Origin of the sequence: Rhizosphaericola mali (assembly GCF_004337365.2) — a bacterium.
In the GTDB taxonomy this organism is placed as follows: Bacteria; Bacteroidota; Bacteroidia; order Chitinophagales; family Chitinophagaceae; genus Rhizosphaericola; species Rhizosphaericola mali.
On record NZ_CP044016.1, the window covers coordinates 4,310,363 to 4,336,640 of the forward strand.

General features: G+C 34.3%; 24 protein-coding genes. 16 read left to right on the forward strand and 8 right to left on the reverse strand.

Going from position 1 to position 26,278, the window contains the following annotated elements; translation table 11 throughout:
• Positions 1-11 precede the first annotated feature (11 nt).
• The 6 genes from rseP (at position 12) to E0W69_RS18565 (ending at position 6,291) form a co-directional block, all read left to right on the forward strand.
• Positions 12-1,364 carry an RIP metalloprotease RseP gene (rseP, locus tag E0W69_RS18540; protein WP_131331555.1) on the forward strand — a complete coding sequence of 451 codons (1,353 nt, stop codon included), beginning with the start codon at positions 12-14 and terminating at the stop codon, positions 1,362-1,364.
• A gap of 83 nt (positions 1,365-1,447) precedes the next feature.
• Entirely contained in the window at positions 1,448-2,578 is a 1,131-nt protein-coding gene (locus E0W69_RS18545) for a glycosyltransferase (protein ID WP_131331556.1), read from the forward strand.
• 2 nt (positions 2,579-2,580) lie between these two features.
• A complete protein-coding gene (locus tag E0W69_RS18550; protein WP_131331557.1) occupies positions 2,581-3,612 on the forward strand; it encodes a GHMP family kinase ATP-binding protein in 1,032 nt (343 codons plus the stop codon).
• A 98-nt stretch (positions 3,613-3,710) separates the two neighbouring features.
• Positions 3,711-4,289, forward strand: a complete 579-nt coding sequence (locus E0W69_RS18555; RefSeq protein ID WP_131331558.1) for a D-sedoheptulose-7-phosphate isomerase — start codon at positions 3,711-3,713, stop codon at positions 4,287-4,289.
• A 16-nt stretch (positions 4,290-4,305) separates the two neighbouring features.
• Positions 4,306-5,580 carry an HAD-IIIA family hydrolase gene (locus E0W69_RS20655; RefSeq protein ID WP_225321314.1) on the forward strand — a complete coding sequence of 425 codons (1,275 nt, stop codon included), beginning with the start codon at positions 4,306-4,308 and terminating at the stop codon, positions 5,578-5,580.
• Positions 5,581-5,688: 108 nt separating this feature from the next.
• Positions 5,689-6,291 (forward strand): FMN-dependent NADH-azoreductase, encoded by a 603-nt coding sequence (locus E0W69_RS18565; RefSeq protein WP_131331559.1) that lies wholly within the window; start codon positions 5,689-5,691, stop codon positions 6,289-6,291.
• Between the two features lie 58 nt (positions 6,292-6,349).
• Here E0W69_RS18565 and E0W69_RS18570 read toward each other — a convergent pair whose 3' ends face one another.
• Entirely contained in the window at positions 6,350-7,642 is a 1,293-nt protein-coding gene (locus E0W69_RS18570; RefSeq protein WP_131331560.1) for a M28 family metallopeptidase, read from the reverse strand.
• A gap of 251 nt (positions 7,643-7,893) precedes the next feature.
• Positions 7,894-9,459, reverse strand: a complete 1,566-nt coding sequence (gene gltX / locus E0W69_RS18575; RefSeq protein WP_131331561.1) for a glutamate--tRNA ligase — start codon at positions 9,457-9,459, stop codon at positions 7,894-7,896.
• Between the two features lie 91 nt (positions 9,460-9,550).
• Here gltX and E0W69_RS18580 point away from each other — a divergent pair, with 91 nt between their 5' ends.
• Positions 9,551-10,804 (forward strand): endonuclease/exonuclease/phosphatase family protein, encoded by a 1,254-nt coding sequence (locus E0W69_RS18580; protein ID WP_131331562.1) that lies wholly within the window; start codon positions 9,551-9,553, stop codon positions 10,802-10,804.
• On the opposite strand, the gene E0W69_RS18585 is transcribed toward E0W69_RS18580, so the two are convergent.
• Positions 10,791-11,495 carry a hypothetical protein gene (locus E0W69_RS18585; protein WP_131331563.1) on the reverse strand — a complete coding sequence of 235 codons (705 nt, stop codon included), beginning with the start codon at positions 11,493-11,495 and terminating at the stop codon, positions 10,791-10,793. The genes E0W69_RS18580 and E0W69_RS18585 overlap by 14 nt on opposite strands.
• A gap of 77 nt (positions 11,496-11,572) precedes the next feature.
• Positions 11,573-12,301, reverse strand: coding sequence for a copper homeostasis protein CutC (locus tag E0W69_RS18590; protein ID WP_131331564.1), 729 nt, complete (start codon positions 12,299-12,301; stop codon positions 11,573-11,575).
• Positions 12,302-12,364: 63 nt separating this feature from the next.
• On the opposite strand from E0W69_RS18590, the gene E0W69_RS18595 reads away from it, so the two are divergent.
• The 3 genes from E0W69_RS18595 (at position 12,365) to E0W69_RS18605 (ending at position 14,867) form a co-directional block, all read left to right on the forward strand.
• Positions 12,365-13,534 (forward strand): RsmB/NOP family class I SAM-dependent RNA methyltransferase, encoded by a 1,170-nt coding sequence (locus E0W69_RS18595; RefSeq protein WP_131331565.1) that lies wholly within the window; start codon positions 12,365-12,367, stop codon positions 13,532-13,534.
• 80 nt (positions 13,535-13,614) lie between these two features.
• Entirely contained in the window at positions 13,615-14,253 is a 639-nt protein-coding gene (locus E0W69_RS18600) for a Crp/Fnr family transcriptional regulator (protein ID WP_131331566.1), read from the forward strand.
• Between the two features lie 5 nt (positions 14,254-14,258).
• Positions 14,259-14,867 carry a Crp/Fnr family transcriptional regulator gene (locus E0W69_RS18605; RefSeq protein ID WP_131331567.1) on the forward strand — a complete coding sequence of 203 codons (609 nt, stop codon included), beginning with the start codon at positions 14,259-14,261 and terminating at the stop codon, positions 14,865-14,867.
• On the opposite strand, the gene E0W69_RS18610 is transcribed toward E0W69_RS18605, so the two are convergent.
• Both E0W69_RS18610 and E0W69_RS18615 read right to left on the reverse strand, forming a co-directional pair.
• Positions 14,854-15,357: a gluconokinase gene (locus E0W69_RS18610; RefSeq protein ID WP_225321315.1), complete on the reverse strand. Its 504-nt coding sequence runs from the start codon at positions 15,355-15,357 to the stop codon at positions 14,854-14,856. The two genes, E0W69_RS18605 and E0W69_RS18610, sit on opposite strands and share 14 nt — an antisense overlap.
• Before the next feature lie 4 nt (positions 15,358-15,361).
• Complete coding sequence (locus E0W69_RS18615) at positions 15,362-15,706, reverse strand: hypothetical protein (RefSeq protein ID WP_225321316.1); 345 nt, start codon at positions 15,704-15,706, stop codon at positions 15,362-15,364.
• 4 nt (positions 15,707-15,710) lie between these two features.
• Between E0W69_RS18615 and argH the strand changes: the two genes are divergently transcribed.
• The 5 genes from argH (at position 15,711) to E0W69_RS18640 (ending at position 24,049) form a co-directional block, all read left to right on the forward strand.
• Positions 15,711-17,054 (forward strand): argininosuccinate lyase, encoded by a 1,344-nt coding sequence (argH, locus tag E0W69_RS18620; protein WP_131331568.1) that lies wholly within the window; start codon positions 15,711-15,713, stop codon positions 17,052-17,054.
• A gap of 165 nt (positions 17,055-17,219) precedes the next feature.
• Positions 17,220-19,520, forward strand: coding sequence for a catalase/peroxidase HPI (katG, locus tag E0W69_RS18625; protein ID WP_225321317.1), 2,301 nt, complete (start codon positions 17,220-17,222; stop codon positions 19,518-19,520).
• 122 nt (positions 19,521-19,642) lie between these two features.
• On the forward strand, positions 19,643-22,453 hold the full coding sequence (gene polA / locus E0W69_RS18630) for a DNA polymerase I (RefSeq protein WP_131331569.1): 2,811 nt from the start codon (positions 19,643-19,645) through the stop codon (positions 22,451-22,453).
• 15 nt (positions 22,454-22,468) lie between these two features.
• The gene (purU, locus tag E0W69_RS18635; RefSeq protein WP_131331570.1) at positions 22,469-23,299 is read left to right on the forward strand and encodes a formyltetrahydrofolate deformylase; all 831 of its coding nucleotides are present in this window, start codon (positions 22,469-22,471) and stop codon (positions 23,297-23,299) included.
• Positions 23,300-23,563: 264 nt separating this feature from the next.
• The gene (locus E0W69_RS18640; protein WP_131331571.1) at positions 23,564-24,049 is read left to right on the forward strand and encodes a hypothetical protein; all 486 of its coding nucleotides are present in this window, start codon (positions 23,564-23,566) and stop codon (positions 24,047-24,049) included.
• 48 nt (positions 24,050-24,097) lie between these two features.
• Here the strand turns inward: E0W69_RS18640 and E0W69_RS18645 are convergent, their stop codons facing one another.
• Both E0W69_RS18645 and E0W69_RS18650 read right to left on the reverse strand, forming a co-directional pair.
• Positions 24,098-24,799 carry a DUF3307 domain-containing protein gene (locus tag E0W69_RS18645; RefSeq protein WP_131331572.1) on the reverse strand — a complete coding sequence of 234 codons (702 nt, stop codon included), beginning with the start codon at positions 24,797-24,799 and terminating at the stop codon, positions 24,098-24,100.
• Positions 24,783-25,397 carry a transcriptional regulator gene (locus E0W69_RS18650; protein WP_131331573.1) on the reverse strand — a complete coding sequence of 205 codons (615 nt, stop codon included), beginning with the start codon at positions 25,395-25,397 and terminating at the stop codon, positions 24,783-24,785. The genes E0W69_RS18645 and E0W69_RS18650 overlap by 17 nt, the downstream gene beginning before the upstream one ends.
• Positions 25,398-25,555: 158 nt before the next feature.
• On the opposite strand from E0W69_RS18650, the gene E0W69_RS18655 reads away from it, so the two are divergent.
• Positions 25,556-26,251 (forward strand): ComF family protein, encoded by a 696-nt coding sequence (locus tag E0W69_RS18655; protein ID WP_131331574.1) that lies wholly within the window; start codon positions 25,556-25,558, stop codon positions 26,249-26,251.
• The last annotated feature ends 27 nt before the right edge of the window (positions 26,252-26,278 follow it).

Consider the following 26,278-nt stretch of genomic DNA (forward strand, 5'->3'; position numbering starts at 1 on the left):
AAACTATTCAAATGGTATTATTAGCTATCGATTGGGCTAGCGTAGGTGTTAAAGCGCTACAGTTTATCCTTTCATTTTCGATATTGGTGACTTTACACGAATTTGGTCATTTCATAACTGCGAGAATTTTCAAATGTCGTGTGGAAAAATTTTACTTATTTTTTGATCCATGGTTTAGCTTATTCAAAAAGAAAGTTGGCGATACCGAATATGGTATTGGCTGGGTGCCCTTTGGTGGATATGTCAAAATCGCCGGAATGGTCGATGAAAGCATGGATAAAGAACAATTGAAACAAGAACCCAAACCTTGGGAATTTCGTTCTAAACCAGCTTGGCAACGTTTGATTATCATGTGTGCGGGCGTGGTGATGAATTTATTGCTGGGATTTTTTATTTATTCCATGATGTTATTTCATTGGGGTGATGAATATTTACCTACACAAAATTTGACTTATGGTGTAACCGCAGATTCATTAGCACAAAGTGTTGGATTTAAGAATGGTGATAAAATCTTAAGTGTTGATCATAAACCAGTTGAAAGATTTAAGAATGTTGCCATGAATGTCATTTTGGATGGAGCAACTTCTGTACAAGTTGATAGAAATGGTCAAAAGATCGATGTCGCGATTCCAAAAACATTTGCGGGCGATATTATTAAATATAAAGATATAGCCTTCTTGTCTCCAAGATATCTTATGTATCCTTTAGGAACAGTGGTAGATACGATGCCTGCGAAAATAGCAGGATTCAAAGTAGGAGATAAGATTATTGGAGTAAATGGTAACGCGGTACAATTTTTCGATCAATTTAAAGAAAGCGTTTCTAACAACAAAGGGAAATTGGTTACTGCAAAAGTTCTTCGTGGAAATGATACATTGAATTTAAGTGTAAATGTTCCTGCGGATGGAATTATTGGTATTGCTCCGAATATTCCAGATAATGCTTTGAAAACTCATTTAACAAAATACGGATTTTGGGAATCTTTCCCTGGTGGTTTTCAGAAAGGAAAAGAAACATTACGTTCTTATGTTTTACAGTTAAAATTAATTTTTAGTGGAAAAGTAAAAGCGAATGAATCTTTGGGTGGTGTAATCAGCATGGGAAATCTTTTCCCTTCACTTTGGGATTGGCAAACTTTCTGGGGGTTGACAGCTTTTTTCTCTATGGTTTTGGCGCTGATGAATATTTTACCCATTCCAGCTTTAGATGGCGGACATGTATTGTTTTGTTTGATTGAAATGATTACAGGACGTAAACCAAGTGACAAAACTTTGGAAGTCGCGCAAATGATCGGAATGGTCTTATTGCTTGGATTGATGGTATATGCGTTAGGTCTAGATTTCTGGCGTTTATTTAAAAAATAAAAATAAGCTGAATGCAAAAAGCTCAATGCGTAATGCAATTGTATTGTGCTTTGAGCTTTTTGCATTTGGCATAGAGCTGAAATATGAACATAATAATTATTGGTCCTGCACATCCTTTGAGAGGAGGCTTAGCCTCTTTTGATGAGCGCTTGGCAAGAGCGTTCAAAGAAGCAGGACACAATGCCAGTATTTATACATTTTCCTTACAATATCCTGGTTTTTTATTTCCAGGTACGACACAGTTTTCGGATGAACCAGCGCCGACGGATATCGATATTAAAGTTTGTATCAATTCTGTGAATCCACTCAATTGGCGTAAAGTCGGCAAGGAGTTAAAAAATCTTCGTCCTGATATAATATTGATTCGATATTGGTTGCCATTTATGGCGCCTTGTTTGGGTACGATTTTACGGTTTGTCAAAAAGAATAAACATACGAGAACGGTTTGCTTGGCGGACAATATCATACCACATGAACATTTCCCCATGCAAACGCAATTGACCAATTATTTGGTTAAGACGGTGGATGGATTTGTTACAATGAGTGGAGCGGTTTTACAAGATTTGAAAAAATTTACCCAAAAACCTGCAGTTCAAATAGTACATCCGTTATACGACAATTTTGGTGTGCAAATTTCCAAATTAGAAGCGCGTAAGCATTTACAAATTGCTGAAAATCAGCCTTGGATTTTGTTCTTTGGATTTATCCGAAAATATAAGGGTTTGGATATTTTGTTGGAATCCATGCATTTATTGCAAGAAAAAGGTTCGGATATACAATTAATCGTTGCTGGTGAATTTTATGGAGATCGCAAACCTTATGATGATACTATTGAAAAATATCAGTTAAAAAATGTGCATTTGCATACTAATTTCATTACTGATAGTGAGGTCAAATATTATCTAAGTGCAGCTGATTTTGTGATACAACCTTATCGCGATGCAACACAAAGTGGCGTAACACCTTTGGCATATCATTTTGAAAAACCGATGTTGGTTACCAATGTAGGTGGTTTACCGGATATGGTTCCAGATGGAAAAGTTGGTGTCGTAACAGAACCAACCTCAGAAGCTGTAGCAATAGGAATTGAAAAATTATATGCACAGGGAGAATCTCATTATCTTCCTTATCTTCAAATAGAAAAACAAAAATATAGCTGGGCAAAAGCTGTGGAAAGCATGATTGTCATCAGCGGAATCTCTCAAACAAATTAATTATGAATATTTACAGAAGCAAAGCCCCATTACGTATCGGACTTGCGGGCGGCGGTACAGATGTAAGTCCTTATAGTGATTTGTATGGCGGTGCAATTTTAAATATTACGGTTTCCTTATTTGCACATGCCAATATTGAATTGATTGAAAGCGAACAAATTATCTTGTCTGCTATGGATCGAGGAGAGGAGGAAGTGTACGATTGGACGACAAGTCTTCCAATTAATGGAAATTTGGATTTATTAAAAGGTGTTTATAATCGTATTCAAAAAGATTACGGTATATCCAAACAAGGATTTCGATTGAACACATTTGTGGATGCACCCGCTGGAAGCGGTTTGGGTACTTCATCTACTTTGGTTGTTGCTATTTTAGGTGCATTTGTTGAAATGCTCAAATTGCCATTGGGAGATTACGATATTGCGCATTACGCTTATGATATCGAACGAAAAGATCTTGGACTTAGCGGAGGTAAACAAGATCAATACGCGGCGACTTTCGGTGGAGTGAACTATATGGAATTTTTGGCAGACGATCGCGTGATTGTCAATCCGCTTAGAATTCGCAATGAATATTTGGATGAATTGGAAAATAATTTGCTCTTATTCTACACTTCCACAAGTCGAGAAAGTGCCAAAATTATCGTCGAACAGCAAAAAAATGTGCTTCAAAAAAATGAAAAATCTATTGAAGCGATGCATCAATTAAAAGAACAATCTATCTTATTGAAAGAAGCGCTGTTGCGAGGTGAATTGTTCAAATTTGGACAAATTTTGGATTTCGGATTTCAGCAGAAAAAGCAAATGGCTGCTAATATTTCCAATGATTTAATTGATGATATTTATAGCGCGGCGATTGAAGCTGGAGCAACTGGAGGAAAAATCTCTGGTGCTGGTGGAGGTGGATTTATGACATTTTATTGTCCTGGAAATACGCGTTATCAAGTTATTGAAGCTTTAAAGAAGTTTGGGGGAGAGGTGAAACCTTATCGATTTACACGTCATGGTTTAATTACTTGGACCGTAAAATCTTAAAATTTGATATTTATCAATATTAAATTTTGATATTCTAAATATATTCGGACTTTTGAACCGTATTGCTTGTATCTCATTGAACATTTCAAGGTAAAAAAATGATTGAAAAAATTTCTAGTTTGGTTGCAGAATCAATTGATGTAAAGACCAAAATACTGAAAGATGAAGCCTTTCTTTTGAATATTGAAAGGGCTGTAGCATTGGTGGTGGATGCATTTTCCAAAGATAAAAAAGTCATGTTTTGTGGTAATGGCGGTAGCGCAGCAGATGCGCAACATCTTGCGGCGGAGTTTAGTGGACGTTTTTATAAAAATAGAAAAGCATTGCCAGCAGAAGCATTGCATTGTAATACTTCCTATTTGACGGCGGTTGCTAACGATTATAGTTATGACGACATCTATGCCCGCTTGGTAGATGGTATTGGATTTGAAGGTGATGTATTGATAGGATTGAGTACCTCAGGCAATTCCAAAAATGTAGTTAAAGCTATGGAAGTGGCTAAAAACAAAGGCATAATTACACTTGGTTTAACTGGTATAAATGGTGGCCAAATGGAGGATTTAAGTGATATCTTATTTGCCGTGCCATCCAAAGTAACGCCTAGAGTACAAGAAAGTCATATTTTGATAGGTCATATTATCTGTGAATTGGTTGAAGCAAGTTTATTTGAAGATTAACGAGAAACCAAACTGTATGATTAAAGATTGCATAATTCTGTGTGGAGGATTGGGTACACGACTAAAAAGTGAAGTCCCTAATGTACCCAAACCGATGGCGCCAGTGGCAGACAGACCATTTTTGTGGTATGTTGTTAAGAATTTTATTGCACAAGGTATAGAGCATTTTGTATTTGCACTTGGCTATAAAAATGAAATTATCCAACAATATTTGGCTTCTTCGGAGTCGCCTTTTGTCAAGGAAAAAGCAACTTATACGCTGTCTTTAGAAACGGAGCCTTTAGGTACGGGTGGCGCGATTAATAAAGCTTGCGCTTTGACAAAAAGTGAAAATGCCATCATCGCTAATGGAGACACTTTTTACAAAGTTGACTTAAATGCATTGAGCGAAGCGCATGAAACTAAGAAGGCTGAATGTACGCTGTCTTTAAAGACAATGCATGAATTTGACCGTTACGGTGTTGTTTCCTTAGATGCAGATAATCAAGTTGTTTCCTTTAAAGAGAAGAAATTTTATATAGAAGGATTGATTAATGGTGGAATTTATGCGCTCAATATTCCAAAATTTCAATCTCAAAACTGGCCAGAAAAATTTTCATTTGAAACCGATTATTTGGAAAAAAATACAAATAATGGAAAATTGTTTGGCGTAATTGATGAACATTTTTTCATTGATATCGGTATTCCTGAAGATTATAAAAAAGCTATGAAAGAACTAAAAATTCATCATTTTGCTAGTTTGGATATTTCTAAAATCGACAAAACTTGGACGCTGTTTTTGGATAGAGATGGTGTATTAAATGAAGAGATCGGAGATAGTTATGTGTTAAATACGGATCAACTGAAGGTGTATGATTATATACCTAAAGCCCTGGGAATATTAGCAAAGAAATTTAATACAATAGTTATTGTTACCAATCAAAAAGGAATAGGTAAAAAGTTGATGACTATTCAGGATTTGACTTTAATACATAAAAAATTAAAATCTGAAATTGCTACGGAAGGCGGTCGCATCGATAGTTTCTATTTCTGTCCCGATTTGGAAGATAATAGTCCCAATCGTAAACCTCAGCCGGGCATGGCTTTTCAAGCGAAGAAGGATTATCCAAATATTGAATTTTCTAAAAGTATCATGGTGGGCAATCGGTTAAGTGATATGAAATTTGGTAGAAATGCGGGTATGTTTACCGTTTTATTGTCTACAACACACCCAGATATTCCATATCCTAATGAAGATACGGATCTCAGATTTCCTGATTTGTTAGCATTTGCGCAATCCTTAGAAGGTTAAGAAATTATAACCAATGGTAAAAAAAATATAAATTTTGCTATTGGTTAATTTTTCTGTTGTATATTTGTTTTCACAAATGTTGTTAAACGTTAAAAAATATAGATATTTATGAAAAAGGTTTTAGAAGTTATTGCTAGTGCAAGAGGTGCAGAATCTTTCAGTACAAAATTGGCTGATCACATCGTTAGCAAAATCAGCGAAAAATATGATGGTAGTTCTGTAATAAAAAAAGATATCGTTGATAGTAAAATTCCTCATCTTAATCCAGATATTTTAGCTGCATTTTTCACTCCATTGGAAAATCAAGCAGATTCTATCAAAGGATTAGATGCTTTTTCTAACAAAGCAATCAAAGAATTACAAGAAGCAGACACTATCGTAATCGCAGTACCATTTTATAATTTCGGTATTCCTTCTGTATTGAAGGCTTATATTGATCACGTAGCAGTAGGTGGTAAAACTTTTAAATATATTGACGGAGCTCCAGTTGGTTTGTTAACTGGTAAAAAAGTTTATTTGGCAATCTCTTCTGGTGGCGTTTATTCAGAAGGCGACTATAAAGCATATGATTTTACAGAACCATATTTGAGAACTGTATTAGGGTTTTTAGGAATGACTGATGTTACAACATTCCGTATTGAAGGTCTTAATGTTAGTGCATTGAAAGATAGAGCAGTTGAAAAAGGATTGAATTCCGTAGTTATCGACTAATTAGTAAGTAAGAAGTATAGATAAAAAAGTCCGCACTATATTTAGTGCGGACTTTTGTTTATTTTAAGGAGCTTGCATCTACTCTAGTTGGGGTGTCTTTTCCCGAAATTATAGTTTGAGCACTGACAGCGACGGACTTTATTATTTCTGCCATATTTGTTAAATCAAGTGTGCTGATTTCATCACTCAATTTGTGATAGTTCGGTTCACTATCCATTTTAGATGTACTTATCGTATGTGCCGGTACGCCTTGACGCGCAAGGGTTGCATTGTCAGAACGGTAAAATAAATTTTGTTCTGTATAAGGATCTGGATAAAATTGGAACTTGGAACCTTGCAAATTCTTTTGCAAAATTTCGCCCATATTGGTTTTTTCAAATCCTGTAATATAAGCGGAGTTGTTGCCCCATTTACTATCAGTTCCGATCATTTCAATATTGAACATGGCAATTACTTTGTTAGGGTCAAATTGTTGTGAAAAATATTGACTTCCGTACCCACCAATTTCTTCGGCTGTAAAGGCTGCAAAGATCAAAGTACGTTCATTGTTGTTCAGTTTTTTATAGTATTTCGCTAATTCGATTACGGCTGTAGTTCCTGATGCATCATCATTTGCACCATTGTAGATACTGTCCGTTCCTTTGCTAGGATCGACACCTAAGTGATCATAGTGTCCGGAGAAAATAACATATTCATCGGGTTTGGTTTTTCCAGGAATAATACCAACTACATTTTGTAATTTTTGTGCTTCGAGATTTTGTTCTATATGAATATCAAATGTAGATGGAGTCTGTGTGCCTAAAATAAATATTACAGAATAAGGACTTTCAAAAGTTGCTTGTGTGAAATAAGACAATCTTTTAAATAGTTTACTACAAGAGGTGTCGACTATAACAATTGTATTTTGTTTACTATGGATAGCTGCCATAGCTATGGAGAACAATACTTGTTTGCTTTCTATAGTCTCTATTTTGTATCCATTATTTTGGGTGACATCTATATTCTTCTGGGTAGAGACTGCAAGTATATTTTCGGAATTTATCGCTTGATTGTTGATCGTTCCTTTGACCGAACTAATGGATGTTTTATAAACGGAAAATTTTTGCAAATATGATTCTTGTCCTTTCGGATAGCTTAATCCTGTTTTTTTAAATTCTGATGCAATGAATTCAGCGGCTCTATCAATATCTGGGGAGAATGTTTTTCTTCCTCGCATATCATCTGACGCCAATACGGAAAGTATACTCTTGACTGATGTAGGATTGATTATTTTGTCAATATTCTGTGCGTTTACTAAAGTTGTACTTGCGACACCCAATAATAAGGCTCGTATTTTTTTAGAATGGATCATGAACGTGAATTTGAATTAAGTTGGAAAATTAAGCTTTTTTTAATTTTATTCGAATACCTTTCTATTGGTATATTTAAATACTTCCTATTCTACTATTGATTTTTTAATAATGTATTTCATACCAATTAAATAGTCAAAGTATAGTTAGGAATTATTCGGGGCGAAATTAAATAAGTACTATAATGCCGTAAAGTAACAAAGCCTTGTATCATCGATACAAGGCTTTGTCGCTATTAGTACTTTGATATTTTTTAAGCTTTTTCTTCGAACGCTTTTTCGATCGCTTTCAAACCAATATTCATTCTTTCAAGCGCTTCTTTTTTTCCTATTAATGCAGCAACATCAAATACATGTGGACCAAATTTACCACCTACCCACATAATGCGAAGCGGAAGCATCAAATTGCCAGGTTTTTCGATGCCTGCTTTTTGCGTAGTTTCCATGAATAATTCTTCCAAATTTTGTGCAGTCCAGTTGGCGCAGTTTTCATAAACTGGAATTAATTGCTCTTTGTAAAATTTAGCATCTTCAAGCGTCCATTTTTTAATGGCGGATGCTGTATCTAATTCTGCAGGTCTACGGAAAAAGAAATCTGCTTGTTTGACAAAATCTGGCAATAAAGTACATTTTTCTTTTACCAAATCTATCACTCCTGCCAATATTATATCGGCATCAATTTGTTTTTCTGTCACGCCATCTGCTAATAATAAAGGTTTAACTGCTGGGACTAAATCTACTCCAGGTATTTGTTTAAGCCACTCTTTGTTAAACCATAAGGCTTTTGTATAGTTGAATTTTGCACCACCTTTGTGAACACGAGTAATGTCAAATTTTTCGATCAATTCTTTCAAAGAAAATAATTCTTGTTCTGTACCATCGTTCCAACCGATTAATGCAAGCATATTTACAAATGCCTCTGGCACAAATCCTCTTTCTCTAAATCCCTCCGTAAATTCATTATCTCTTGGATCTGTCCAGTTCATTGCAAATACCGGAAATCCTAGTTTCGCTCCATCACGCTTGCTTAATTTGCCTTTGCCATCAGGTTTCATAATCAATGGTAAATGCGCCCATTCTGGCATATTTTCAATGCCGAAAAGATATTCCCATAGTTTGATATGTATAGGCGAACTAGGAAGCCACTCTTCTCCTCTGAATGCATGTGTGATTTTCATCAAATAGTCGTCTACAACCACTGCTAAATGATAGGTTGGCATACCATCGGCTTTCAACAAAACCTTATCATCCACATCGGACGTATTAAAACTCACTTCTCCACGAATCAAATCGGTAAAAGTGATTTTTTCGTTCGCCTCCATTTTGATACGAACGACATAAGGAATTCCGGCTTCGATTTTGGCTTTTGTTTCTTCTTCCGTTAGAGACAAAGAATTTTGCATTTTATCCCTTAATGTGAAGTCGTACTTCGGAGATGGATTGCTTTCTGATTTGAAATTTTCACGCATTGCGGTCAATTCTTCTGGAGTGTCAAATGCATAATATGCATGACCTTCTGTGATTAATTTTTCCGCATATTCTTTATACATTGGTTTGCGCTCACTTTGTCTGTAAGGTGCGTATTGACCAGGATTGGCAGGACTTTCATCTGGATTGATTCCACTCCATTTCAATGTTTCTGTAATATATTCTTCCGCACCAGGAACAAATCTAGTTTGATCTGTATCTTCAATTCTTAAAATAAATTCGCCGCCAAAATGTTTGGCAAATAAATAATTATATAATGCTGTCCTAACTCCACCTAAATGTAAGCCGCCGGTAGGAGAAGGCGCAAATCTGGTTCTAACTTTTTTTTCCATAACGCGGCAAAGGTAAATCAGATTTATTATTTCAAAAATGTAAAAAGTAAATCATTTCAGATAATCTATGCTTTAAAATGATTTAATTTGAATGATGAAAAACTATGTAGTTCTATTAATGGCACTATTTCTTTTTAGTTGCACGTCATCGAGCGAACAACAAAAAGAGACTATTTCCTCGGCATCTGTCAATAATAAGGAACAATTAAAAATCGTAAGTTGGAATATTGAATGGTTCGGTTCGTCTTTAGAAGGTCCGAAAGATAAAGATTTGCAGGAAAAAAATGTCTTGAAAATTTTGACGAATTTGAATGCAGATATTTATGCATTATGTGAAATTGTAGATACAGCAAGATTTGGAAATGTCGTTCGGCAATTGCCAAGTGATTATCAATATTTTATTTCTGATTATGCTAGTAATGCTAAAAATAGCAATAGCTCTTCCTGGCAACAAGCACAAAAAATGGCATTTATAGTTCGCAAAAATTTATTGACAAATATTCAGGTAAATGGTTATTTGAGAAACAATGGTCGATTGGGATATGATTTAGCGAATGGTCGATATCCTTATTTATTAAGTGGATATATTTCATTCAATGGTAAAAATCAATCTTTAAATGTGATGATTTTGCATGCGAAATCTGGTGCTGATCAGGAAAGTTATAACCGTAGAAAAGATGCTGCAAATATATTAGCAGAGAATATTGAAAAGGATTTTGCAAATGAACCCTTTGTTTTAGTTGGGGATTTTAACGATGAGACAACTACAACTATAACTCGAAGTGAATCACAATCTCCTTACGTTGCATTTTCAAGTGACGGATTTCATATTTTAACATCCAATGTTTCGGGTAATTATCAACAATCAACGATACATTATAGTTCTATCATCGATAATCAAATAGTGAATAATACTTTATATTCATATTATATTCCAAGTTCGACTCAGATATTAGGTGATGTACAAGATTGGATAAAAGACTATAAACAAGGAACAACTTCCGATCACTATCCAGTAGTTTCTCTTTTTAGTTATTCAAGCGAAAATAAACCAGAAGTCGGTAGTTTAAATACTAAAGAAAATACAAGAGATTCAAGTGCACTATTTGCGATTGAAAATACATTAGTTTCTAATGAAATTAAATTACAAGCTAGTCAAGATTTGGAAAATGTAAATTTTCAAGTTATGGATGCGCAAGGGAAAAGTTATATTCATTTTTCTAAAAGAAATGTTTCGAGTAATCGACCATTTTATGTAAAATGTAAAGAATTGCCAAACGGCGATTATAGTTTGTTAATTACTACAAATGAAAATAAGCAAGCACTCTTATTTACGAAGCAATAGATTTGTTTTGGATGTTTTCCTCAATTGTATTTTGAGGATTGATATTCGGATACTTGTGTTCTAGGGATTGTAAAAAATTATAGTTTATAATGATATTTTTTATAGAGTCGTCGTATTCTCTTTTCTTATTTTTTATATAGTAAAGGATAGACGAATTTGTAAAAGGAAGATTGAATTTAATATAATTATTTGTCTGATTTGCCAAAATACTTAGTGTTGAATTTAAGTAATTACTGAGTTTGAAATAGGAATTTTTGATGGAAAGCTTTGCATTCGCTAATAAGTTTTTTTCTAGTTTGTAAATATAAATTTTTGAACTATTTAATTTGGGTACAAATGCATATAGCTGATCATCACTGATTACAAAAATACATTCTGATGCTACTTCATTGCTATGCATTTTGCTTTCTTGATTATTAATAGTTGTAAGCAAGTATTCTTTCATAGAACGTTGCCAGTCCTTAGATATACTTGCGACGGCTATACTATCAATCGATTTATCGTGCATCCATGATTTTACGTAGAGTAATTTGTTATTTAACAAATCCTCTATATATACTGGGGCGTTTTTCTTCTCGTCTTCATAGTTAATACTATCGATAAAATCTGTTTTCAGTTTTTTGGATATATTTAACCATAATAGGCAAAGAATTATCAAAGCTACCCATAATATGAGTATCGTGTAATTCATGGATATGATTTCAGAATTTTATTGAGATCTAAAATTCTAAAATCATGCCAATAAATTATGCTTTAACTTAATATATACTAATTTTTAAATGACTGTGTGATTTTTTTCATCGCAATTACTTCATTCTCATCCACTAAAGTTGAAGTAAGATTTTCATTCATTGATTCAACAATGAATTGCATTTTAGTAGTTGCTTCCATTCTTGCGGAAGAGTGACATTCAGAAGCACCGGTTTCCTCAAATAGAATTGATAATTTTTGTGCACGTACGCCACTTCCTGGGAGAATGATGATGCGATTGTCCGCTTTTTTGATTAATTGCGTAATTAAAGGTAGCGCATCATTGACATTTGGTTTTTGACCACTTGTCAATATACGTTTACAACCAGTAGCAATTACATCTTCTAAAGATTGCAAAGGATCAATGCATCTATCAAATGCGCGGTGAAAAGTGATTTCCATGTCTGCTGCTAAATCAACTAATTCTTTTGTACGAATGGTATCGATATGCCCATCGGCGTTCAATAATCCAATGACTGCACCCTTGAAGCCAAGTGATTTGATCATAATAAGATCTTGTTTCATGACTTCAAATTCATCATCCGAATATAAAAAATCTCCACCTCTTGGGCGAATAATGGGAAATACCGGGATCTGTATTTTTTCAGAAATTGATTTTAGCGTTCCGTAGGATGGAGTCGTGCCGCCGTCAAACGGATTTTCACATAATTCTATTCTATCTGCGCCCGCAGATTGTGCTAGTAGTGCAGATTCTATATTAAAAACAGCAATTTCCAAAGTTTTCATAAATGCGAATGTACATAGAAGAGAACTGCATTTTTTGTTTTAGGAGTTATATTTTTGCATACGATGTATCCAAATAGATTTAACAGTTATTCCAATTCGGCACAGCATTTTATTGATAAATATGATGGTTCCTTGCCGTTTGCTCATTTTATAAAAGCGCAATTTGCAGAAAATAAAAAATACGGTAGCAAAGATCGCCGATGGATTGCCCATTTTTGTTATTGTTATTTTCGGGTGGCATCAGCACTACTCGGTTCGGAAAAGGAAATAGCTATTCGTATCGCCGTGTATTTGTGTTCGGATGATTTATCAGAATATGATGCAATTTTTGATAAACATTGGTTCGATGCGTCTAATCTAAATGAGCGAATTGAGATTATACAAAATCAGTTTCCTGCTTTTAATTGGGTACATAGTTTCCCATTCCTTGATAAATTGTCTGACAAAATTGATAAAGAGACATTTCAAATATCTTTTTTGCAACAGCCGGATGTTTTTTTGCGTGTTCGTCCGCAAAAGTTGGAAATTGTCAAAAAGAAGCTAAAAAAAGTAGATTGGAATTATCATTGGGAAAATGAGTATTGTTTGCGTATTCCACCGAATATCAAAATTGAAGAATATTTTGAAATTAATAAAGAAGTTGTCGTGCAGGACTATATGTCACAATCCATTGCACAATATTTTCCGGATATACCTGTGAAATCTTATTTCGATTGTTGCGCGGCAAGTGGAGGTAAAGCAATGCTTTTTCACGATTATTTTCCTGATGTTTTTTTAAATGTGACTGATATAAGATCCAGTATTTTAAATAATTTGAAAAAAAGATTTCATGAAGCAGGTATAACGTTTTATACAGCTAATGTAATGGATATGGCAACTCCCATATCTAAGGATCCTAAACGAAAATTTGAGTTTGTATTGTGCGATGCTCCTTGTTCTGGCTCGGGCACATGGGCTAGAAGTCCAGAAAATTTGTCTTATTACACTCCTTCAGATATAGAAGAAAAGCATGCGTTGCAGGTTAAAATTGCGGACAATGCAATTAGATATGTTCAAAATGGGGGATATTTGCTTTATATTACTTGTTCTGTATTTACTCAAGAAAATGAGAGTGTTGTATCTGAAATATTAAAGCGAAATAATCATGTTGTTTTAGAAAAAACCGGTTATTTGTTTGGGGCAGGAAAACGTGCAGATACGATGTTTGCTACTTTATTCAAAGTGACTAATTAATATATTTTTAAGTATTTAATTTTCTCTTGTAAGATCGAATTAAAAAGAATAAAGTATATTTAGATTAAAATGAGAGGCTTTTGGAAAGGAGAGTAAGTAAGAAAAATACCGATGATCTAAAGCTACGATCTACCAATATTTTTGTAGAATTTATTTGTAAAATAATTCAACCTTCTAATGAAGAATTGAAGGAGTTTATTGATAATATACAGTTTTTAGAAGCGAAAAAGGGGGATTACTTGGCAGCGCCGGGGTACATATTTCAGGAATCGTTTTTTGTGACGAAAGGTTTTTTACGTGTTTTTCATAAAAGAGAAAAAGGTGATTTTACAATAGAATTTGCTTACAAAGGTCGATTTTCCTTTGACATGTCAAGTCATCTACAAAATGTGCCGACACAGTTTTACTACCAAGCAATTACAGATTTGGAATATATCTCCATGTCCAAAAGTTTTGTATTTGATTTTTTGAAAAAATATGATAATTGGGAAACGCTTCGTCGACGGATTGTCGAGACGAGTTATGTTGCAAATATTAATCGACTATTTATTTTCCAAACAGAAGATTTATTATTGAGATATAAGAAATTTTTGGAGTTGGAAACAGATGAAATAAAAAATTTGCCGCAAATCTATATTGCATCTTATTTGGGGGTAAAACCACAAAGTTTGAGTAGGATTAAAGTAAAATTTCATGAATTGTATCATTCTAATAAATGATGTTTATGCAAGTTATAGAGCCACAAGCAATACTTAAATTTCATTTGAGTCAAATCGCAATATTTACCGAAGAGGAATTGCGTCGAATGGAAAAAATTTTAAAGTTAGGTCATGCAAGGGCAGGACAACTACTTTATGCTCCTAAGGAAAAATTATCTACACTGGCTTGGTTGCCTATTTCTGGTATATTAAGGGGTTATAGGTATGTTGATTGTGTAGATCGTACTTTTTGTTTTTCCAATCCTTATTGTGCCTTTGGCAACGTTTATTATTATGTGACAGGATATTCTGATGATGTATATATGGAAGCTGCAACAGATGTCATTTATATTTATTTTGATTATAAAGATTTAATAGCTTTAGAGAAAGAAATACCTAAAGTTGAAAAAATTAGATCATATATCATAAAAATGACTAATATTTTTGTGACCAATATTCTGACAGATATGTGTACTAAAGATTTGAAAACTAGATATCTGGAATTAATTGAAAGAGAACCTATTTTATTTCAATTAATTCCTCAATATCAAATCGCATCTTATTTAGGAGTAGAACCACAAAGTCTAAGTCGATTGAAAGCTCAAATAAAAAAAGAAATGGTTATGGAAGTTTAAAGAGGTTGTCTAATCTTTCTTTTTCTCCTTTGCCAATGGGTAATATAGTCACATCTGATTCTTGATCCGTTGGCTCTTCCAATATATCAAATTGGCTTTGTAAAAGTGATTCGGGCATAAAATGACCTTTTCTAGCTTGCATCTGAGCCAATATTGCTCCGTAACTTCCTTTTAGATAGATAAAATGAATAGAGGAAATCTCTCGTCGCAAGATCTCACGATATTTTAATTTTAGTGCGGAGCAAGCAATTACGATAGATTTATTTTTTGTCAAATAATCGTTTGCCTCTTTACCTATTATTACAAACCATGGTTCACGATCTCCATCTGTGAGTGGAATACCTGCGGACATTTTTTCAATATTGGCTTCCGGATGCAGATCATCGCCATCTATAAAATCACATCCCAATATTTTTGCCGCATATTTTCCCATTGTAGTTTTACCTGAGCTAGAAACGCCCATTATGATATAACACTTGTTTTCCATCATGAATTTAAAGTATTTTTTTGACTAAATTTTCCCATTCTTTTTCTATTGAAATGTTGGGGTTGTTGCTATTAGCATTTGCGTACCAATAATTGGCATTCCAAATATCACCTTCGATTTTATGCAATAAAGCGTGTATTAGTGCTGCATTTTTACTTGATAAATTTTGCACCATATCATGGGCTATATTCCATTGATCTTTACGAATCCACCACAAAGCCTGCAGCTCTGCGGAAAAATCTTCTGTGGGTTGATGATTATTTAAAGATTGTAAAAAAGAAGAAAAGTCCATTGCAATAATTTTTTCAGTTTCTTTGCACGTATTAGAATTTTTCAAAAGTACATAATCCATTACAATGAAACTTTGGCAAAAGAATACGGATTCGTTAAAAGATGTTGAAATATTTACAGTTGGACGTGATCGTGAGTTTGATTTATTGCTCGCGCCATATGATGTCTTAGGTAATATGGCGCACGCTACTATGCTTGCATCTATTGGCTTATTGACGGAATCGGAAAAGGATGATTTGTTGGCTGAATTGAAAAATATTTATGCGAAAACGCAATCTGAAGGTGATGATAAATTCACAATTTCAGATGATGTAGAAGATGTACATTCTCAAATAGAATTTTTACTTACCCAAAAATTGGGCGATACCGGGAAAAAAATACATTCTGCAAGAAGTAGAAATGATCAGGTTCTAGTAGATATCAAATTATTTTTACGTAGTGAAATTGAAAAAACGGTGAGTTCTGTTCAAACTTTATTCAAATTACTTATTGAAAAAAGTGAGCAATGGAAAAATGTATTGATGCCGGGCTATACACATTTGCAGATTGCGATGCCTTCTTCTTTTGGACTATGGTTAGGTGCATATGCGGAGAGTTTGGTAGATGATACTATTCAGTTGAAAGCTGCCTATAATATTGTAAACAAAAATCCTCTCGGTTCGGCTGCTGGCTATGGTTCTTCTTTTCCGATAAATCGTACGATGACGACGGAATTATTGGGATTTGGAGATTTGAACTATAATGTAGTTTATGCACAAATGGGTAGAGGTAAAGCGGAAAGAATCACCGCGATGGCATTGGCAAATGTGGCAGATACTTTAGCTCGTTTTTCCATGGATGCTTGTATGTATTGCAATCAAAATTTCGATTTTATACATTTCCCTGCTGAATTAACTACAGGAAGTAGCATCATGCCGCATAAGAAAAATCCAGATGTATTCGAATTAGTCAGAGCACAATGTAATCGTATTAAGGCATTACCAAATGAGATTATGATGATGACGACTAATCTTCCATTGGGATATAATCGAGATTTACAATTGTTGAAAGAACATCTTTTCCCTGCACTAACTATGTTAAGAAGTTGTATTGATATTGTTGAGTTGATGATCAATAATATGACCGTTCGCGATAATATTTTAAAAGAAGAAAAATATAAATACTTATTCAGTGTAGAAGAAGTGAATAAATTAGTATTGGAAGGCGTTCCATTCAGAGATGCGTACAAGCAAGTTGGTTTGTCTATAGAAAATGGAACTTTCAACTATGAAAATATTGAATTACATCACACCCACGAAGGTAGTTTAGGTAATCTTTGTAATGATAAAATCGAAACTACTATGTATAAAGTATTGGCTGGTTTTCATTTTGAAGATGCGCACAAGGCAATTGATAAATTAATACAATAAAAATATAGTTTACCTTATTAAAAACAGGTCTCTATCATTAGGATAGAGACCTGTTTTTATTTTAATATATCTTATAGATTTTATCTATTCAAGTATAATATTTTCATTTTTATTATAAATATGTAGAACTATACTTTTGCTCTATAGAACAGATTTTAAGAAACAATGAAGAAATTATTATTTGCGGTAGCAACTATAGTGAGTTGTACTAGTGTGTATGCTCAATCTAAAGGAAGTTATCATAACTCAAAATCAAAAAGTGAAACTATGAGTCAAGAACAAGATATTACAAAATGCCCATTTTTAAATGGCGAAATGGATGTAGATGCAACAAGCCACGGCACTAAAAGTAAGGACTGGTGGCCAAATGAATTGACTTTAGACATATTACGTCAACAATCAGAATTGTCAGATCCATTAGATCCTAATTTTAATTACGCTGCGGCATTCAAAACTTTGGATTTAAAAGAAGTAAAAAAAGATATTGATCATGTATTAACTGATTCTAAATCATGGTGGCCTGCAGACTTTGGTAACTATGGACCTTTCTTTATCAGAATGGCATGGCATAGTGCGGGCACTTATAGAATTCAAGATGGTAAAGGTGGTGCTGGTCGTGGTCAACAAAGATTTGAACCGTTGAATAGCTGGCCAGATAATGCCAACCTGGATAAGGCGCGTAGACTATTGTGGCCAGTAAAACAAAAATATGGTCAAAAATTGTCTTGGGCTGACTTGATTGTGCTTGCTGGTAATGTTGCTTTAGAAAATATGGGATTCAAAACCATTGGATTTGGTGGTGGACGTGCAGATGTATGGGAAGCGGATAAGGATATTTATTGGGGTAATGAAAAAACTTGGTTGGCGCATCGTAATCCTGAATGTTTGGCTAATCCTTTAGCTGCAACAGAAATGGGATTGATTTATGTAAATCCAGAAGGTCCAAATAAAGATGCAGATCCATTAACTGCGGCAGCTGCCATCAGGAAGACTTTCGGAAATATGGGAATGGATGACGAAGAAACCGTTGCTTTAATTGCCGGAGGTCATAGTTTTGGTAAAACGCATGGTGCTGCAGACGCTGCTCATGTCGGACCAGAACCTGCTGCTGCTGGATTAGAATCTCAAGGGTTAGGATGGAAAAGCAATTATGCTACAGGTAGTGGAAAAGATGCGATTACTTCTGGTTTGGAAGTAACTTGGACAACAACACCAACTAAGTTTAGTAATGGTTTTTTCCATAGTTTATTTGAAAATGAATGGGTGTTAACAAAAAGTCCGGCTGGTGCACTTCAATACGTCGCAAAAGATTCTAAATTAATGGTTCCTGATGCTTTTGATAAATCAAAATCCCATAAGCCAACTATGTTGACAACCGATTTGTCTTTGCGTTATGATTCCAACTATGCTAAAATTTCTCGTAGATTTTTGGAACATCCGGACGAATTTGCTATTGCTTTTGCAAAAGCTTGGTTCAAGTTGACACACCGTGATATGGGGCCAAAGTCAAGATATTTGGGTGATGAAGTACCAACAGAAGATTTTATCTGGCAAGATCCCATTCTGAAAGCGGACTATAAAATTTTGGATAGCCATGATGTAGATCAATTGAAAGAAAAAATTGCTGCTTCTGATTTAACTATAACAGAATTGGTAAAAACGGCTTGGGCTTCTGCTTCTACTTATAGAACGAGTGATAAGCGGGGGGGGGCAAACGGAGCGCATATTCAGTTAGCACCAGAAACGAACTGGGCAGTAAACAACCCTGAAGAATTGAATAGTGTTTTGAATAAATTAAAGCAAATTCAAACTGAATTTAACCATAGTTTGTCTGATGGTAAAAAAGTAAGTTTGGCTGATTTGATAGTCATTGGTGGTAGTGTTGGTATAGAAAAAGCTGCAAATGCTGCAGGTGAAAAAATTGTTGTTCCTGTGACTTTAGGAAGAACGGATGCTTTACAATCTGAAACGGATCTTCATTCATTTAGTTATTTAGAACCTATAGCAGATGGTTTCCGTAACTATGTGAATATCAAAAGAATGAATGCAAATGTGGAAGAACTATTGGTGGAAAAAGCACAACAATTGACTTTGACTGCTCCAGAAATGACGGTTCTTGTTGGTGGATTGCGTGTTATTGGAACAAATTATGATAATTCAAATATTGGCGTATTTACCAATCGTAAAGGACAATTGACCAATGATTTCTTTGTCAATTTGTTAGATATGCAAACAAAATGGGAACCAAAAGATCCAGTAAATCAATATTTCGAAGGTTATGATTTGAATACAGGTGCGCGCAAATGGGGTGCAACTAGAGCGGATTTGGTTTTTGGATCACAATCTGAGTTACGTGCAATAGCGGAAGTTTATGCAAGTAGCGATGCTCAGCAAAAGTTCGTTAACGACTTCGTAAAAGCTTGGGTAAAAGTGATGAATTTAGATCGTTTTGATCTTAAAAAATAGGTGTAGTTTTCGATGATGAACAGACGGTGGAGGCTCTTTTTAGAGTCTCCTTTTTTTATTTATAAAAACATAAATTTTAATCGAAAATCTATTTTTCCTGCTTCTTTGTTACCTTAGCTTTTATGGAAAAAAAATTATACTTGCTCGATGCGATGGCGTTGATATTTAGAGCGTATTATGCGTTGATCAGAAGTCCGCGTGTTACCTCAGATGGCAAAAATACCAATGCACAATTCGGCTTTACCAATACGTTGATTGATTTAATTCAAAAGGAAAAACCAACGCATCTTGCTGTATGTTTTGATACACATGCTCCCACTACACGTCATAAGGACTATGAAAACTACAAAGCAAATCGTCAAGAAGCTCCCGAAGATTTGATTATATCCATTCCCGATATTAAAAAAATAATTCATGGTTTCAATATTCCAACAATAGAATTGGATGGCTATGAAGCGGATGATATTATCGGAACTTTGGCTTGGGAAGCCGCTGCGAAAGGTTATCAAGTGTATATGGTTACGCCCGATAAAGACTATGGTCAACTATTGAATGACGATAAAATATTTATATATAAACCTCCTTACATGGGTAATCCAAAAGAGATTATCGATGCAGAAGGTATTTGTAAAAAATGGGATATTGAACGCGTCGATCAGGTCATCGATATATTGGGATTGATGGGTGATGCGGTGGATAATATTCCAGGAATTGCTGGTGTAGGTGAAAAAACTGCGGCTAAACTATTGAAACAATACGATACGGTAGAGGGTGTGATAGCTCATGCAGATGAAATTAAAGGTGCATTGGGCGAAAAGGTCAGAGCGGGTAAAGATTCTGCGATTATGAGTAAAAAATTAGCCACGATTATTACCGACGTGCCTGTGACGTTTGATGAGCATAATTTTGAATTAGGAGAATGGGATAAAGATCTATTGGCAAATATTTTCGGAGAATTAGAATTTCGAACTTTAGGTAAAAGACTATTGGGGGAAGGTTTTCAAATTCCTGTTAGTGGAAATGTTCAAACGGATTTGTTTGGAAATGTAGTAGAAACCAAAGGAACTAGTAAAGGTAAAACAGAAACTATAGTTGATGTTCCTGAATTAGAAATAAAAGATATAAAAAATACTTCACACGACTATCATTTAGTAGATACAGAAGAAGATCGTCAACAATTGGTTTGGAATCTTTTGAAAGAAAAAGAAATTTGTTTTGATACTGAAACGACTGGGCTAGATGCTAATAATGTAGAAATTGTAGGCATGAGTTTTTCCGTAAAAAAAGGAGAAGCGTACTATGTACCCATGCCGAAAGATCAAAAGAAAGTAGCTGAAATCTTAGAAGTTTTTCGCCCTTTATTTGCGGAGAAAAAGATTTTATGGATTGGTCAAAATATCAAGTATGATATGCTTGTGATGAAGTGGTACGGCATCGAACTAGAAGGAGAAATCTTTGATACGATGGTCGCACATTATTTGATTGAGCCGGAAGGTCGTCGGAATATGGATCTTTTGAGTGAACAATTTTTGGGTTATCATCCTATTGAAATCGAAGAATTGATCGGAAAAAAGGGAAAAGGTCAATTGAATATGCGCGATATTGCCAAGGAAGTTGTCAAAGAATATGCTGCGGAAGACGCAGATATTACACTACAATTAAAACATGCAATTGAGCCAATTCTAACGCAAAAAAGTGTAAGAAAAGTTTTTGATAAAGTAGATACACCTTTAATCAAAGTCCTAACAGCAATGGAATTTGAAGGCGTAAAGATTGATGAAAATTTTTTAAAAGAATATTCCAAAACCTTAGAAATAGATGCTGCTGACTATGAAAATCGTGTTTATGAAGAAGCAGGCGTGAAATTCAACTTGGCATCACCTAAGCAATTGGGAGAAGTGCTATTTGATAAATTAAAATTAGATCCTAAAGCAAAAAAAACGAAAACAGGACAATATGCGACCGGTGAAGATGTATTGTTAAAACTTGCCGCAGAAAATAAAATTGTAGATGATATTCTAGGATTTAGAGAATTGACAAAATTGCGTAATACATACGTCGATGCCTTACCTGCATTGATTAATCCAAGAACTGGAAGAGTGCATACTTCCTATAATCAGACGATTGCAATTACCGGTAGATTGAGTAGTACGAATCCTAATTTGCAAAATATTCCTATAAGAACGGAGCGAGGTAAAGAAATTAGAAAAGCTTTTATTCCGAGAGATAGTGATCATATTTTGTTAAGTGCCGATTATTCGCAAATTGAATTGAGAATTGTCGCTGCAATTAGTGGAGACGAACATATGTGTGAAGCATTTAAAGAAGGTAAAGATATTCATAAAGCCACGGCTGCTAAGGTTTTTGGTGTTGCGGAAAGTGAAGTGACTAGCGACATGCGTCGTAAAGCAAAGAGTGTCAATTTCGGAATTATTTATGGACAGAGTGCATTTGGCTTAGCTAGTAATTTGGGTATTAGTCGAAAAGAAGCAAAAGAAATTATTGATAGTTACATGGAGGAATTTTCGGGTATTCGTAGTTATATGGAAACGAAAATTCAATTTGCGCAAGACCATGGTTATGCCGAGACACTGATGGGTAGGAAGAACTGGTTAAAGGATATTAATTCTTCCAATTTTACGGTTCGCGCTTTTGCAGAAAGAGCTGCCATTAATTCGCCAATTCAAGGAACTGCTGCGGATATGATCAAATTAGCAATGATTGATATTCATGCTGCCATGCAGAAAGAAAATCTAGCTTCTAAAATGATTTTGCAAGTACATGATGAGTTGATCTTTGATGTCAAAAAAGCTGAAGTAGATATTCTAAAAGAATTGGTTCCTACATTAATGAAAAACGCTTTAGTCTTACCGAATGAAGTTCCTGCGCTTGCAGAGACAGGTGTCGGAGATAATTGGTTAGAAGCACACTAAAATTTATTTGAATAAATGACTATAGTTATACAATGCCAAGATCGTGTCGGATTGATTTCAATTATTTCGACCATATTGCGCAATGCAGATTGTAATATCGTTTCGATGCGTCAACATGTCGCAGCAGATGCGCCTTTATTTTTTGCCCGTATCGTCACTGATGATGTAGAAATAGATGCGCTCTCCATCAAGGAAAAATTGACAAATGCATTACCACTAGGAGCGATGATCACGGTGAATCCTCCGCAGAAAAAGAAAATCGTTGTATTAGTTACGAAAGAATATCATTGTTTGGGTGATATATTGTTGCGTAATAATTTTGATAATTTGAATGCTGAAGTAGTTGCTGTTGTGGGCAACTATAATGAATTGTCAGATTTGACTAAGAAATTTGGCGTGCCTTTTCATTATATATCTCATGAAAATATTTCTAAAGACATATTTGAAATGCGACTAAAGGAAAGCATAGATAAATACGCACCTGATTTTATAGTGCTTGCGAAATTTATGCGTATATTATCACCTGAATTTGTGGCGCATTTTGCAAAAAAAATTATCAATATTCATCACTCATTTTTGCCGGCATTCATAGGTGCAAATCCTTATAAAAGAGCATACGAACGTGGCGTGAAATTAATTGGAGCCACGGCGCATTTTGTTACCAATGACTTAGATGAAGGTCCGATTATTACGCAGCAAGTTATTCCGGTAAATCATACTTACACCGCGGAAGCAATGCGTAAAGCTGGTCGAGAAATTGAAACTTCTACGTTAGCAGAAGCAATGCAATTAGTATTTGAAGATCGCGTATTTGTGTATAAAAATAAGACGGTGATATTTAAGTAAGAATTTGTCTTAGGGATGTTTCCAATTTATAGTTTTTTCTATTGATTAAAATTTCTCCGCATAGTCTCCTAAAGGGGGCTTGGCAGTTGAAAAAAAGAACTTATTACCAATAATAATTATCAACACACAGGTAATTTTGGTACAACATGTCATAGTCCCGAATAATTAAACTTAAGTATTTTGTTCAAATTTTCATTCACTTTTATTTTTTTTCTATTCATATCTTATATTGGTCTCTGTCAAAGTAAAAAAGATAAGATCCTTATGTATGATACGATTATCCAACGTTTGGAACATCAAATCATAAGATATTATGGTCCACCATCGGAAAATGAATATTTACCTATAATTATTGACAGCAAGTTTATGGATATAAAAAAAACTAGTGAAGAATATTATAATAGTATTTTACCTGTTGCTAACAAGTTTTTCTCAATGAAACAATACAAAAATGTAGAGAAAGATTTGCCTATATATAAGTTGGAGTATTTGAACTCGCTTCCCTTAGATAATAGAAATATTGAATTTATTGATACTTTGGATAAAGATTTTTATCATTATAAGTCTAATCTATTTCATCTAAAAATATCTCGCCCCTATTCCCTAGATAGGAATACTTTTTTTGTTATTTATAAAATTGTTGAGAGTTATAGTCAGTCCGTAGTGATCAATTCTATCTTGTTTGAAAGAAAAGGTAAGAAGCTCATAGTCAATCCAAAGTATTATTTGTTATCCAGAGATGATTATTGATATACACATGAATTTTACCCTATAGTCACAAATAGTCGTATGCCTTCCTTATGATAAATATTTGCAAAATAGTCCCGCTACTATTCCTAATCCGAAACTTATTAACGTTCCAATCATTATATATTCGGTCAATTTTCGGTCTTTTGCTTTGGATAAATCATTGAAGCGGTACACCGATTTTATAGTTATGAGAAAACCAACGCCCGCCCAATAATTGAGTAAAATGAAGCCAACTATAAACATACGTTCCAAGATACCAATATATAGTCCGGCATCTTTTAATGAATTTTCTGGCGAGTCAATTTGAGTCATATCCCACCTACCTATCAATGTTTTCATTATAATCGAACTGACAACTGTTGCAAATAATACTGTAATAACTATAACTAAACCATGATCTGATAATAGTTTGTCTGTAGTGATAAATCCAGGTACGAAATGATTGGTAACTAATAATAAGATTAAAACGTGAGCAAATTGATCATAAAAGAAATATCGTCGTTGATTCTTTTCTGTGGAAAATTTTAGTTTGAGCCAATCGATAATGAAATGTGTAATGAGAATAAATAGAATTGCCAATAAATGTTGCCCTTGTAATAATATCAGCAATAAAATAGCATGAACTCCTAGATGTGCGTACAAGAAAGGGGATTTTTCCTTGTGTATGCATTTATCTTTCACCCATTTATTAGGTTGGAATAAAAAATCTCCCAAAAAATGAGCTAATAATAATCTAAGAAGTAGATTCATTTAATAAAGCTTTGATTTTTAATGTATACAAATTTTCCAATTGCATCAGTTCTTCATAACCCGCACGTTTCAATCCTTCACTGATATTGCTTTGGGTTTTATCCAAAAGTTTGGCAATTTCCGTTTGGTTCATTTCTGGATGTTCCCATACTGTTTGAATGATTTTAGCTGTAACGGGTTTCCAGTCATCCATTACTAATGTTGCAAGGTCAAATGCTGTATTGAAAATTAAATCATTTTCTGGATAGTCACTACTTATTCTTAATTTTTTTGGTTTCAGGTGGTCTAATAATCTACCCGAATAGATAAATGCTTCGCCGTTGGATTCTGCTATATTATCCGCAATGTATTTAATGGGACCCAATCCGATCGCCATTCTCGCATCGAGATTTTCTGCCTTTAAAGTCGCTTTTAGTATATATACAAATTTCAAAACATCTTCTGCTTCTATATTTATCTGAAAGCTATCCCCGCGAAAAACTTCCCAATTCCGGTTTTCTTTTCCCCATTTTGAAAGTGCTTTTTTCAGAATGGGCAACCAGATATTTGGATCGATATGAGTAGATCCAATCATATCTCCCGTGATAATTGCTTGCATTTTCATTATTCAAATATCTGTAATTTAGCAGATATTTCAAAATATCATATTTTTAGTAGATATTTTAATTTATCTGTAATTTGTAAGATAAATTTATTAAATCATCTAATTACTAAAAGAAATGAAATTAATCCTGTATTCCGTAACTTTATATCACTATGAAAACCAACTGGCTGCAAGATTTTTTACAAATCATTTATCCGAAATTCTGTGCGGGTTGCGGTAGCGACGCTATCTCTTCAAGCCAACCATTTTGTTTATTATGCGAAAGTAAATTGCCTCAGACGCATTTTTTCAAAATGAAGGAAAATCCGATTACAAATATTTTCAAAGGAAGATTATCTATCGAAAATGGTGGAAGTGCTTATTATTATACCAATGATACGGCTATTCAGACGCTTATTTATTCGATGAAATACAAAGAGGATAGAAATATGGGCATTTATTTGGGTAAATTATTGGGCAAAAAATTGAAGGAATCTGATTGGTTTTCTCAAATAGATGCACTTGTGCCACTGCCTTTGCACAAGGATAAAGAGAAAAAACGTGGTTACAATCAAGCTGAATTATTATGTCAAGGAATCTCTCAGATTTCGAAATGTGAAATCATCACGGATGCTGTGATTCGAAATAAGGCGACAACTTCGCAGACACATAAATCTCGCACAGAAAGAATCCTCGCCATGGAAGATAAATTTGAATTGAAAAAAACAGAGCGATTAGCAGGCAAACATATTCTCTTAATTGATGATTTGGTAACGACCGGCGCGACTTTGGAATTTTGTGGTTTGGAAATATTGAAAGCGGCAGATACGAAATTAAGTGTCGCAACTTTAGGAAAATCCATGCATTGAAAAATAGCAAAGCCTTATTTTCGTTGT